At 42.1% G+C, this 13,208-nt stretch carries 9 protein-coding genes; 5 read left to right on the plus strand and 4 right to left on the minus strand.

Annotated elements, in window-relative coordinates; genetic code table 11:
- Nucleotides 1-122 precede the first annotated feature (122 nt).
- On the minus strand, nucleotides 123-320 hold the full coding sequence (locus B5D54_RS06790) for a PA3496 family putative envelope integrity protein (protein WP_078925781.1): 198 nt from the start codon (nucleotides 318-320) through the stop codon (nucleotides 123-125).
- Between the two features lie 581 nt (nucleotides 321-901).
- The gene (locus B5D54_RS06795) at nucleotides 902-2,878 is read right to left on the minus strand and encodes a replication initiator protein RctB domain-containing protein (RefSeq protein ID WP_078925782.1); all 1,977 of its coding nucleotides are present in this window, start codon (nucleotides 2,876-2,878) and stop codon (nucleotides 902-904) included.
- Between the two features lie 1,408 nt (nucleotides 2,879-4,286).
- Here B5D54_RS06795 and B5D54_RS06800 point away from each other — a divergent pair.
- Nucleotides 4,287-5,504 (plus strand): ParA family protein, encoded by a 1,218-nt coding sequence (locus tag B5D54_RS06800; protein WP_078925783.1) that lies wholly within the window; start codon nucleotides 4,287-4,289, stop codon nucleotides 5,502-5,504.
- A gap of 7 nt (nucleotides 5,505-5,511) precedes the next feature.
- Nucleotides 5,512-6,483 carry a ParB/RepB/Spo0J family partition protein gene (locus B5D54_RS06805; protein WP_078925784.1) on the plus strand — a complete coding sequence of 324 codons (972 nt, stop codon included), beginning with the start codon at nucleotides 5,512-5,514 and terminating at the stop codon, nucleotides 6,481-6,483.
- A 53-nt stretch (nucleotides 6,484-6,536) separates the two neighbouring features.
- Here the strand turns inward: B5D54_RS06805 and B5D54_RS06810 are convergent, their stop codons facing one another.
- The gene (locus B5D54_RS06810) at nucleotides 6,537-7,571 is read right to left on the minus strand and encodes an ABC transporter substrate-binding protein (RefSeq protein WP_078925785.1); all 1,035 of its coding nucleotides are present in this window, start codon (nucleotides 7,569-7,571) and stop codon (nucleotides 6,537-6,539) included.
- Nucleotides 7,572-7,799: 228 nt separating this feature from the next.
- Between B5D54_RS06810 and B5D54_RS06815 the strand changes: the two genes are divergently transcribed.
- From B5D54_RS06815 to B5D54_RS06830, 3 genes are all read left to right on the plus strand, one after another.
- Nucleotides 7,800-9,839, plus strand: coding sequence for a tRNA(Met) cytidine acetyltransferase TmcA domain-containing protein (locus tag B5D54_RS06815; protein ID WP_078925786.1), 2,040 nt, complete (start codon nucleotides 7,800-7,802; stop codon nucleotides 9,837-9,839).
- A gap of 256 nt (nucleotides 9,840-10,095) precedes the next feature.
- The gene (locus B5D54_RS06825) at nucleotides 10,096-10,692 is read left to right on the plus strand and encodes a Fic/DOC family protein (protein WP_078925788.1); all 597 of its coding nucleotides are present in this window, start codon (nucleotides 10,096-10,098) and stop codon (nucleotides 10,690-10,692) included.
- Nucleotides 10,693-11,053: 361 nt separating this feature from the next.
- Nucleotides 11,054-12,367: an NAD(P)/FAD-dependent oxidoreductase gene (locus tag B5D54_RS06830; RefSeq protein WP_158116741.1), complete on the plus strand. Its 1,314-nt coding sequence runs from the start codon at nucleotides 11,054-11,056 to the stop codon at nucleotides 12,365-12,367.
- Nucleotides 12,368-12,384: 17 nt separating this feature from the next.
- Here B5D54_RS06830 and B5D54_RS06835 read toward each other — a convergent pair whose 3' ends face one another.
- Entirely contained in the window at nucleotides 12,385-13,197 is an 813-nt protein-coding gene (locus B5D54_RS06835; RefSeq protein ID WP_078925790.1) for an AraC family transcriptional regulator, read from the minus strand.
- Between the last annotated feature and the right edge of the window lie 11 nt (nucleotides 13,198-13,208).

Genomic DNA, 13,208 nt, shown 5'->3' on the forward strand with positions numbered 1-13,208 from the left:
TATAGCATAAAAAGGATCAAAATTCAGAAGCAAAATATTGCCTTAGCCCCCTAAAATCAACAAAACCGCAAAAAATAAAGGGTGGCTAATGCCACCCTTATCAATTCGCCATTTAGGCACTTCTAGTGAAGTAGACCCAATTCCTTTGCTTCCTCAATGGTTAAGCCGCTTTCTCGTATTTCTCGTAGTGTTTCAATACGACGACGAGCTTCGGCAGACTTAAGATTTTTCACTGGGCGTTGTGTCTCTACTTCATCCGTGAAGTCCCACTTATTTGCGATATTTGTAATTTCATCATGGTCAATTGAATTTATAGACATTGCAACCTCCGAACAAACCATGCCAGGGACAAGTAATCTGTAGCAAAAGGCGAAAACCTTGTTAAGCAGATTAAAGCCAGAGTGTGACTAAAGCGAGAGTTCGAGAATCTAATCGACAAATCACTCAATTATCTTTTGCTCAACCTTAATTATAGAAGTACATTTGAGGAATTATCTTCAAAAAATAAAACAGATCAATCTCTCATTTCTTATTGCTTCTCCCTCCGGCCGATCTGGCTTGAGTCCCTATTTTTATTTATCAATACTGAGCTTTCTGATTGCAGCCCCAAGATGATCCCATCGCACTTGTGATCAAGATGGTACTCGTGAGGAAGAGTGGAAGCATGATCAAGGGAACATAAACGGAAAGGAAATCACAGATAGGTAGGTAAAGGTTCAGATAAAAAAAAGCGAGCCCTTGGGGGGAACTCGCCAACATACATATTAGAATGTCATAATATGAGCCAATCTATCCATGTTTAGATAGGACAAAAGGTTGTCTATTCGCTAAGAATAATACGGCCCTCTCGCCTTCACCATTGTCAAAAACAAGTCAAGGTTTCGTTGGTTTTCATTGATGGCTAAATACCGATAGCGACATCATCCAATGCTCGAAATACGGTGTCGTCTAAATGCCCTTCATAAACGAGCTTGCACACTTTTCGACGAACCGCTAACCCAGAGATCAATCGCTCAATCGATAGATGCTTATCGCTATTCTGTTTATTGTACAGATCGATGAGTTGGCTTAACTTTTCATAGGCAATGACCTCATCATCCGATCTTAGCCAATCCAGCTTATCAATCAACTCTTGGCACTCTTCACGAATCGATGATGGTGCATGGCCAGTCATGGCAGCAAGAGCGGTAATACTGCGCTCTAGCGCCTCTGGAGAAGTATATTTCGATAAGGTGATGGTTATCTCATCTGCATTGATCTCAACCAAATGCTTACGTTGCTTGACCCGACGGCCTAACCTTCCTCTTGGAGAAGGTGATTTCCTTTGGATTGGTTCAAATTCACCATCAATAATTTCTGACAGTTCATCTAACCTTTGCTTTGAAACCATTTCATTGCGCAGAGGGTTGGGCAATGTTGGAGCCATATTACGTTTACCCGCATTGGTGGTTTTAGCACGGGAGTACCGTAAAACTTCTTCGACATCACATTTAATGTCGACCTGATAATCAACCACTTTATCTTTTTCAACCAAGGGAGTTACCGTTAGATGGTATCCCCATAGGTTAACCATGAAAGGAGCATCAGCTTTATCTTTTTCAGCCAAACGTCTTAGTTCACGGATCAGATCCATCGAAAAACGCCGCCACTCAATGTTTCGAGCGAGTTTTTGATTCAATTCGCTCAACAGCATAACATCGGTATGACGACGAGACATACGGCTACGGAAATAAGAGTAGAGCTGAAACACAAGGGTATGTTGTTTTAATATTTCAGGAGGAAATAAGAAAAAGTAATCTCGGGTCATCAACTCTTCAAAAAACGAAGGTTCCCACACTAAGATATATAAATTGGGTTTGATTCGGATCTCACCATCGCTACCTTCGGTTGGCGCTTCTTCAGAGGCGGTAATGGTTCGAGCAAGAAAGCGGAAACGATCACTTTTAAAACCTTCTGGCATATTTTCGCTGAGCCAGCGCCCTGTTAACTCATGCAATTGAAAATCCGTAAATTCAATCCTATCTATGCTATCACGGATGGAATCACGAGCCGGTCCACTGTCTTTTTTGCCTCTCAATGACAAAATATCCGTGATGTAGAGTGGTGTTTTATTCGGTACATATTTGGCGTTGAGTTGATACTCTTCTTGATGATGATCATGATACTGCACGGTGAGAGTAAACAGAGCAAACAGTGTCATAAGATCATCAACTGTCATGATGTTTTTAGAAGATCGCGTCTCAATCACGGCCCGCGTTCCAGAAATCGATACCATCGATTTTTGATAACTTTTTCGAGTTCGTGGCGGTGCTAATGCTTGGTCGATAATTCCAGCCCAGTTGGTGGGTGAAACCACAAATTGATCGGCTTCATCTTTCATCGCAGGGGGAGTATTTAAGCCATGCTCATGCAATAAACGTTGGTTGACTTGTGTTTGTGCCAACGCTTTTGAACGTTTACGCTTTTCTGTTTGTTTTACTGATTCCGTGACTAAGCTGGTCGAACCGAGTACAGAAATGAGTTGGTTTGGATTGACAAACCGATGAAGCATGGTTTTTCCTGCTAACCCTTCTTCAAAACGAACAGGGACTTGTTTAAATAAACCAATAGCGACGGCTGCCCTTAAACGTTGTTGAATGGCGGCTCGAGTGAGTTGACCATCTGTGGCTTCAATGAGTTCGGTGGTGGAGACCAAACCATCTTTGCTACGAAATCCACGTAACGAAATCAAATTTAGCAGTTCGACAATACTTTTTGTAACCCCTTTAAAATGCTGATATTGCTCAATCCAATCAACGGCGGCTTCTGAAACTTCAAAGAGATGGCCATCTTTGTGGCTTCTGGGGGCGTTTATCAGCAATTTTTCTTCAGAGATCATGTTCATTCCGTATTGCACTAGCCGTAATATCGCTATAGTTCCAAGAGCATAAAGAAAAAGTGATCATAAATAAAGAGAAATTTACTGTTTTTAACTAACTGATCTTTTTGATTATTCTGATCTGTATTGATTAGTATGATCCTATGATCTGAGGCAAAAACCCAATGCAACTATTTGATTTTAAATAATATTTATTTTTACCTTTCAGAAGCATGATCATGTCAATATCGCAACGATGATCAATGTCTCTTAGCAAGCATGATCAAACAAAGCTTGAACGATGATCATCAGGCCTTCGAACCGATGATCAATAGTCACTAGGATCAATGATCAAGCTAGACACACAACTTATCCACAACCGCTGAAGAGCTCCTGGGTTTATTTTGATTTTTTCTCGTTGTAACACTTAATTATGTCTTGGAACGATGATCAAGAGAACACTTCATGAGTGTATTTTTCTACTAACCGAACCTGAAATGTGGTTGGATGAACACCTTGTCGCATCCTCCCCTTTCTACGGATTCTATAGGATGTGAACGAAAGCATGATCATGGTCATTTTCATGTTTTTCTTACCCCTATTAATGTTTCCCTCTATGGGTAACTTGGCTTCATTATTTGAGTTTAACCCTGATTATAATTGACACTAACCGTAAATTAGCGGTTTTTTATCATGCTTCCGGTTGTTGTATGATACTTGATCATCTTTCCGTCATATAAGGATCCTTTTTTCATCAATGATTGGATCCAATGGTGTGGATTCTTTCCTTGATCATTGTTCCATCCTGAGTCATTTTAATGGAAGCATGATCATGATGATTTCCTTGATCATCGTTCCAGTTCGATATCTCTGACTCTTCAAATCAAATGCGGAGAGGAAATTTAGGGAAAGAGGCTTTTTTATCGGTCAATAGTGAGGTTTTCAACCCTTATGGATGCTTATCGATTTAAATTCTCTTCTTTCGTCGCTTTATTGTTTTCAATTTTTTATAGAAATAGAGTACAGGAAAATTGAAAATACATCTTCCGTAATTTATTGATATTAAGTAATCGTTCCGGTAAACGTCTGACCGCTATTTTATGGCGGGCATCTTTTCCGTGTTGCTCCTCTTTTCTATTCTTAAGGTTTTAAACTCAGGTATTGATCATGTTTTCAGTTATTTTTCTTCTTTTTCAGTTTACATTGTAAATATGTGACGTTGTGACATTTTAAATGTACTGTTTTCCTTGTAGGAGAACCCTCTGGTTTTAATGATTGAAATATTCAGGTTAATGTTAATAATACGTCAAATGATGGATGTTTTTCTATTTATTGTGATTCCTATCCATAAGTGAATGTTCACCTTTTTATTGCGCGTGTTCAATATTGCTGTACAATTGATGGCTGGAAATCAGTTATGGACAGGATCATGAAAAGAGAACAAACAATAGAGAATCTCTACCAGCTTGCTGAACAAACTCAGCAGGTGCAAGCTGATCGAATAGAGATCGTATTAGAAGAACGACGTGATGAGCATTTTCCCCCGATGTCGAAGGCATTGATGGAAACTCGCTCTGGTTTGACTCGTCGTAAACTGGATGAAGCGATCGCCAAATTAGAGGCGGCGGGTCATCAGTTCACGAAAAATAATGCTAACCACTACTCTATTTCTCTTGCTGAAGCTCATATGCTGATGGACGCGGCTGGGGTACTTAAATTTCATCAACGCAAAAAGAATACGGAAAATAAGCCTTGGATCATTAACGTACAAAACCAAAAAGGCGGGACAGGAAAGTCCATGACAGCGGTTCATTTGGCGGCTTGCCTAGCGCTTAATTTAGATAAACGCTACCGTATTTGTTTGATTGATTTAGATCCTCAAGGCTCTTTACGTCTGTTTTTAAATCCACAAATTAGCTTAGCGGAACACAGTAATATCTATTCTGCGGTTGATATTATGTTGGATAACTTTCCTGAAGGCACGGAAATTGATACCGCGTTTTTACAGAAAAACGTGTTATTACCGACTCAGTACCCTAACTTGAAAACCATTTCTGCTTTTCCCGAAGATGCGATGTTTAATGCGGAGGCTTGGCAATATCTTTCACAAAACCAATCATTGGATATTGTTCGCCTTCTGAAAGAAAAGCTGATCGATAAAATTGCAGATGAGTTCGATATCATCATGATTGATACGGGCCCGCATGTTGATCCTTTAGTATGGAACGCGATGTATGCTTCCAATGCTCTGCTGATTCCTTGTGCGGCTAAGCGTTTGGATTGGGCGTCTACGGTGAATTTTTTTCAACATTTACCAACCGTTTATGAAATGTTTCCTGAAGATTGGAAAGGGTTGGAATTTGTCCGTCTGATGCCAACGATGTTTGAAGATGATAATAAGAAGCAGGTTTCTGTTTTGACGGAAATGAATTATTTATTAGGTGATCAGGTTATGATGGCGACGATCCCCCGCAGTCGAGCTTTTGAAACCTGTGCTGACACTTATAGTACGGTGTTTGATTTAACGACCAGTGATTTTGAGGGCGGGAAGAAAACCTTGGCGACAGCACAAGATGCTGTACAAAAAAGTGCCTTAGAATTAGAGCGTGTGTTGCATACACATTGGACTTCATTGAATCAGGGGTAAATAGAATATGGCAATAAAAACGTCTGAGCTGAATGCTAAGTTATTTGGTAAAGCAGATAAGCGACGGGCTTCAACCCCTCAAGAAGCGCAGGCTGCGGCAAAGGAACAAGCACAGGTCATTGAGTTGGCGGTTGCAGGTGAAGATCTTGTGACTTTTGAATTAGTCCGAATTCCGGCTAGCGAGATAGAAGAAAAAACCCTGATATTTTCCCAAAACGCCCGTGAGCAATCCTTTCTTAATGAACATGCGCTGGCGGATATTTTAAATTCATTGCGAGAGCGTGGGCAGCAATTTCCTGCCGTAGGTCGTCGGAAAGAAGATGGTAAAATTGAGGTTTTAGATGGCAGTCGCCGTCGAAAATCATGCCTTTTAGCTCAGCAAGATTTTTTGGTCTATGTTGCTGATAACATCAATACCGAGCATGCCAAGTTTCTTTCAGATGTGGCCAATGCTCATAAACCGCTTTCGTTGTATGAGAAGGGAAAAGAGATGCAAGCCCAGCTTGATAGTGGTGCTGCAGAAGACCAAAAAGCATTAGCGAAAATGTTTCAATGTAGTGAAGCTTTAGTGAGTGGTGCATTGAAAGCGGCATCATTACCACTGACTTTGTTACAGGCTTACCCGAATGTTGTTGAACTGGGGCGCCCGACCATTGTTAAACTACACAAACAGTTTAATGAGTTAACTGAGGAGCAACAAGCGGATCTCTTAGCCAAATGTCAGCAGCATGAAGGATACGTTTGGCAACACTGTCAGTCCCAAGGGGTTGCCCGTATCACTAAAGAGGTGACGGAAACGATTGAAGAGTGGATTCAGTCTTTGGTTCCCCCCAAAAAAGTTGCCAGCCATAAAGTGGAATTGGTCAAAGGCCGAGCTCACTATATGCGTAAAGGGAACTTATTAACGGTGAACGTACAGAAAGTAGATGATAGGTTGATGCAAGAAATTCTTGATTTTGTACAGCAAAAGTTAAGTTAGTCTACATAAAATAGCCCGCGTTAGCGGGCTATTTTATGAGTATCCTCATGACATTATTGGTTACGTAACCGTTGCCAATATCGGTCATAAATAGCCAGAGCTTCTGGCCCGACATCATTAATAAATTCCCCTTTCGCCATTTCTTCATCACTTGGGAAAATAGTGTGGTTATTGCGTAATTCTTCAGGGAGTAAGGCTCTTCCTGTTTCTGTTGCAGAGGCATAGCCTAAGCTATTGACGATTTCTGCTTGGTTTTCTGCTTCAAACATAAAATTAATAAATTTATGTGCCAAGGCCTTATTCTTGCTACCGGATGGGATGGTATAGTTATCCATCCATAATACCGCTCCCTCTTCTGGCATCACAAAAGTGAGTTCTGGTAACTCTTCTTGCCCTTGGTAAGCATTACCATTCCACTGCATTCCCAGAGCGACTTCTCCTGAAACATAAGGAACATGAGGCGCATCTGAGTTATAGAGTAATACATTTCGTTTTAGTTCGACGAGAGATTGATACGCTTTTTCAATTTCAGCTTCATTTTGGGTATTAATGCTAAATCCATTCAGTTTTAAAGCCATCCCGAAGACATCACGCATGTCATCAATCAGCATGACTTGTCTTCTGTATTTTGTATCCCATAAATCAGCCCAGCGAGAAATGCCTTGTGGTAACAAAGCTTGGTTGTAGCTTAGGCCAGTAATTCCCCAAATATAAGGTAAGGAATAAGTATTTTTAGGATCATGTGCTTGGCCTAATAAGGAAGGCATGGTTTCTTTCATGTTTGGGATCTGAGCGTGATCTAATTCGCTGAGTAGCCCTTCTCGCCCCATTTTCTCAATAAAATATGCGGAGGCGAACACCACATCATATCCCGTTCCTTTGAGTAGTTTTAGCCGGGTATACATAGATTCATTATTTTCAAAAGTCGAATAGTGAATTGAGACCCCTTCTTGAGCTTCAAACTGTTTCAGTGATTTTTCTGGAAGGTATCCTCCCCAAGCATACACGTTGAGCACTTTTTCTTGTGCATTGATTTGTATTGAGGTAGCGAGAGCGGCAAAGAGCAGTCCTTTGATGAAAGATTTCATTGCATTTTTATTCCTTAAAATCCAGCCCCATGCTGGTGTTCAGCTGCATAATTAGTCAAATTATCGTTTCAATAAAGCAAATATAATTTGTCGTAATGAATAATTTTTTTAGTCAGTTGTCCCCCTGTTTTGGCGTTACTCAATTTTTCAATGGGAGATGAGGGAATATGGGTGAGTCAATGACGCTTGTGCTACCATTATGGCTTCTGTTTTACTATCTGATTTCCTATGGCTGATTTAACGATACACTTTGGTGAATACATCAAACAACTGAAATCTTCTGCATGTACGAGCCACCATCGTTTTGGTTTATATTTTCAAGCTGAAACGGAATGGAGCCGGGTAATGCTGAAACAAGGGATCAGCCTGCTTGATAATCCAATGATTGTTCAACTGGGGGGGCCAACTCTTTTTCCTGATTTAGGCCAAACCGTTGCTTATAATCAAGGGCAACGGTTACTTGGACAAGAATGTGATGTGCTTATTTGTGACTGTTCCGATGGATGGGATGCGAACAGCTTTAGTGCCGCTCTTGGAACTTTGATTGGCGGCGGCTTACTTTTTATTCTCGGTCATGATGAATTTGAACAAACGGCTGATAAACGTTGGCTGACTCGTGCTTTTCATCAGCTGCTGGTGATTAATGAGCAAGAGTGGCCCTCTATACCTGAAGTGGGATTGGTTAATAAACCAAATGAATTTGCCCAACAGAATTTGGCGGTTGAACAAGTGGTTCGAACGGTGGAAGGTCATCGTAAGCGGCCTTTGATCTTAACTGCAGACCGTGGTCGAGGAAAAAGCAGTGCTTTAGGTATGGCGGCGGCTCGTTTAATGCAATCTCGTTCGCTTTCAATTATCGTGACCGCACCAACGCTTGCGGCTATCGCTCCTGTATTTGATTTTGCTCAACGTGCACTCCCCTTTGTGCGAACTTCAAAAGGATTTCTTGGTTATCAACGTTCAGAACTTCGTTATTTACCGCCGGATGAAATACAGCGGTATCGACCTTCATGCGATCTGCTATTGGTTGATGAAGCCGCAGCGTTACCCCTTTCTTTTCTTCAATTTTTTGTTGAGCACTATCACCGATCGGTTTTCTCGACCACCATTCATGGTTATGAAGGATGTGGACGTGGTTTCACCCTTAAATTTCAGCACTGGTTGAAACAGGTTCGTCCACAGATGCGCTCTTTGCATTTAGATCAACCCATTCGCTGGGCGGAGGGCGACCCTATAGAAGCATGGCATAGGCAAACGTTCCTGCTTAATGATGAACTTGAATTAGAGATAGAGGATAAAAATGATGAGGAAGTGCTCTATCATTCGGTAACCAAGCAGGAACTCTTAGATCAACCGGAAGTGTTGAGCGCGGTATTTTCATTATTAGTTAATGCCCATTATCAAACGTCTCCCAATGATTTATTTCATCTTTTAGCGGATGATAACGTCCAGCTGTTTATTGCCCGCCAGCAACAACGTTATGTTGCTTGCCTTTTGGCGGTACGAGAAGGACAACTTGATGCGGAATTGATCAAACAAGTTCAATGGGGTAACCGTCGTCCCAAAGGACATCTGGCCCCAATAACCATTGCAAATCAGCTAGGAATTTCTCAGGCAGCTTATCAGTCATGTTGGCGGGTGATGCGCATTGCGGTTCATCCTGTCAAACAGAATCAGGGGCTAGGCAGTGCTTTGTTACACCATTTTATTGAACAATACCCCTGCGACTATCTTGCAACTAGTTTTGGGGCCACCGCTGAATTGATTCATTTTTGGCAGAAAAATGATTTCTATCCGATCAAAATGGGTTCGCATCGAGATCAAGCTAGTGGTTGTTATTCGGTGTTGATGGCTTACAGTCAACGGAGTGAGTGGTTAGATAAGGCGAGAAGACAGCTTGCTCTTTATCTGAGATATGCACTAAAAGATAGCTTGCAAGAGCTAGAGCCCAAGGTGGTTCGAGCTTTGCTGAAAGAGATAAAAAGTGCTGGACATGAAAGTAACACCTATCCGGAGGCGCTTATTGCTCATTATGCTCTAGGCGGTGCCAACTATGAAAGTGTGGCTGTTTGGATTGAGCAGTGGCTATTAGAGATGATGAATATCGATCAGGTTTCGGATGTATTGATAGCCAAAGTATTGCAACAACATTCCTGGCAGTCTTGTGCCCTACGCTACGGTTATACTGGGCGAAAGCAGATAGAGCAGTATTTACGAGGGGAGTTAACCGAACTTATTGCAAATTTACAGTGTAAACCCAAGCGATGATGTTTGAGGCTATTTACACTGTAAATCAGCACTGTTAATTTAGGCGATGTGAGAGAGATGAGCATCAAGCAAGCAATGTATGATAAACAAACAATAACTAGGTATATAATGATTAAAACCACGACTTCCTCGGCGATACCGAATAGACCCGCATTTACGCCTAAGATGGACAACTTTAAAGTTAGCTTATCTTATGAAGGATTGTCATTAAAGCCAGGCTGTGAGCAACGCTCGATCGAAGAGTTAAAACGAGACTATGCGCGATAAATATGGAACCAAGCATGATAAGTATTGTTACCCAAATACTGACATTCTGGTAAATTTACTGAACATACAAGATGCAGCGCTGCTTGCTGAGGCAGAAGCTGCATTTACTGCCTACCGTTATCGCCATTATCAGTCTTTGGTCCGTCATTTAGATGACTTTCATTTCGAACACTTCAAATATCTGCATTACTATTTGTTTCAAGACCTCTATGCTTGGGCGGGGCAGATCCGTGACGTGGATATTGCTAAGGGGACGACTCGCTTTTGTACCGTTAATCGTATTGAACCGGAAGCTGAAAAAATCTTTTTGAAAATACCACTTCTTGGTCAGTTATCAGACCGTGAAGCATTGATCGAAGCCATTGCTGATCTCTTTTGTGATATTAATTTACTGCATCCTTTTCGTGAGGGGAATGGCCGCGTTGAGCGTTTCTTTTTTGAAGAAATGGTGTGTATGCTTGGCTATGACTTGGCATGGCCGTCAATTACGCAGCAGCAGTGGATTGAGGCAAATATTGTGGGCGTTCATGCTGATCTTGCTCCGCTGCAAGCTATTTTCTCACAGGCTCTTTCCTCTCCGGTTTAGCCCTGCCATTACAGGCTTTTTCCTTTTGTTCTACCTCAACCGTTTTTCTGATCGGTCGATTGTTAACCATCGCAAATTTGCTGACGAGAAATTTTGCTTATTTACTTAATAAAGTTGATCAAGTCGACACGTTACTGCTTTATCGATGGCGCTTATTGATAAAAATGATTATGTTTATAAGAAAAAGCTTATATTCGTATTTGTTGATGAGTACCAGAATATAAAGATAAAGGTGTATGTTGCACAGGCTGGATAGCATCGCAGAAGCATTCAGAATGGCAAGATAGGTTGTTTATAAAATACAGGCGAAAAGCGGTGGTAAGCCTTTATGTACGGCATAACCATCGATGTAGGAGAGAATATGTCGATTTCACGCAGAACTTTTTTAAAGGCTGGGGTTGGTATCGGGGTGCTTAGCGGCGCAGGTGTCGGATATCGAGAACTTTCAAAAACAAAAACCAATGCCAAAATTTTGATCGTGGGCGGTGGGGCTGCCGGGATAGGAATGGCCAACAAACTGAACCAGTATTTATCGGGAGCGGAGATTACCGTTGTTGAACCCAGAAATTTTCACTGGTATCAACCGGGGCAAACCTTGCTACTGGCTGGCTCTTATACACAGACCAGTGATGTAATGGCTGCTAACGAGCGTTATATTAGTGGTGACGTTCGTTGGGTTGAAGACGCGGTTATTGAATACCGTCCAGATCATAATCAGGTGGTGACTCAGAAAGGAAACCGACTTGATTATGATTATCTTATTGTCGCAACGGGCGTTGAGCTTAGATACGATCTTATCGAGGGGTTTGATACACAAGAAATTGGTCATAATGGTATTACCAGTATTTACTATAGCCCCGAGACGGGGCTGAAAAGCCACCAGCAAGCGTTAGACTTTGCTCAGCGTGGAGAAGGTAAAGTGGTTTGTACTCGACCTCAAGGGGCAATGAAGTGCGCTGGCGCTCCGATGAAAGCGACTAACTTACTGGAGTATTTTGTTGCTCAGGCGGGGAATCGGGAACACTTCACCTTTGATTATTTTACGGCAGAAGACTTTTTATTCTCTGTGCCAGTATTTGACCAAAGGATCCGTGAGATATGGGTGGAGCGGCAGATTCATCCACATTTTGAACATACCTTAACAGCGTTAGATTCTGCGAAGAAACAAGCTACCTTTATTCAACCAGATGGTCGCCAGCGGGTTGTCGATTGGGATTTTATCCATGTGGCACCGCCGATGACCGCTATCCAGTCTGTTCGAGAATCACCGCTTGCGGATCAAAACCTCTTTAAAGGCTATCTTGAAGTGGATAAATTTACGATGCAGCATTCCCGTTATGCTAATGTTTTTGGCATTGGAGATACTGTCGGGACTCCGATTGGAAAAACGGCGGCTTCCGTTAAGTCCCAGCTCCCTGTGGTTGCACAAAACCTGACGGCTTTAATTGAAGGTAGAGAACCTCAAGCTAAGTGGGATGGTTATACCTCTTGTCCTATGATTTTAGATGTTGGACATGCCATGCTATGGGAGTTTAACTATTCATTGAAGCCAGTCACGGCATTACCTTTTCATGTTGTTGATCCTTTAAAGAAAAGTAAGTTGGCTTGGGTCATGGAAGAGTCCATGATTAAGCCGGTATATGACATGATGCTCCATGGTTACAGCCCTATTTAATTCATAGTGCTGGTTAGCTACTCGTGGTTAAGCTGGTGGGTATATTCTTGAGGGGAGCAGCCAAATTGCTGTTTAAAAGCGGCAATAAAGCTGCTGACGCTTTTATATCCTAGTGCATGTGCGACAGCGGTTGAGCTCTCTCCTTGGCTTATTTTATCGAGAGAGTTCAGCAACCGAAATCGGCTTCGCCACTGTCGAAATGTTGTCCCTGTTTCTGCTTTGAATAATCGTTCAATGGTCCGAACACTTGCTCCCACCCACTGTGCAAGCTGAGGTAAGCTGTAGCTTATTTCGGGATGAGTCACCATATGGTTGATCAATTTTTGAAGTCTGGGATCGGTTCCGGAAGGCAAGCGGACTTTTAATGGGCGAAGAAGCTCTAGCTCATCGATAGCAACTAACCCTAAACGTTGTTGCTTCGCTTCGTTAATGGAGGTGGTGCATTCTTCTGTTAGTCTTAACATGATTTCACGCATCAATGGACTCATGGCGAGCATGACGACGCTTTTTTCATGGGCTCGAACAGGATAAGAGGGATCAATATAGATATTGCGAATTTTTGCACTGGTTTCGCTGTTCACCTGATGATAAACCCCGCCAGGGATCCACATCGCATAAGTTGAAGGTACAACCCATATTGCTTGTTCACTCGTGACTCTTAATACACCAGAGGCGGCCCACAGAAGTTGCCCCCGAGGATGCGCATGAGGAGCGATACCCGATTCCGCTAACATACTGCGCCCGTGAGTTAATACTGGGCGGTTGGCGTCCAGCGTATAAGCGACATTACTGGGTGATAACATTGTCGCTTTGGGAATATATGTTGTCATAATTTACCCTT

Source organism: Vibrio cincinnatiensis DSM 19608, from assembly GCF_900167345.1.
Lineage (GTDB): Bacteria > Pseudomonadota > Gammaproteobacteria > Enterobacterales > Vibrionaceae > Vibrio > Vibrio cincinnatiensis.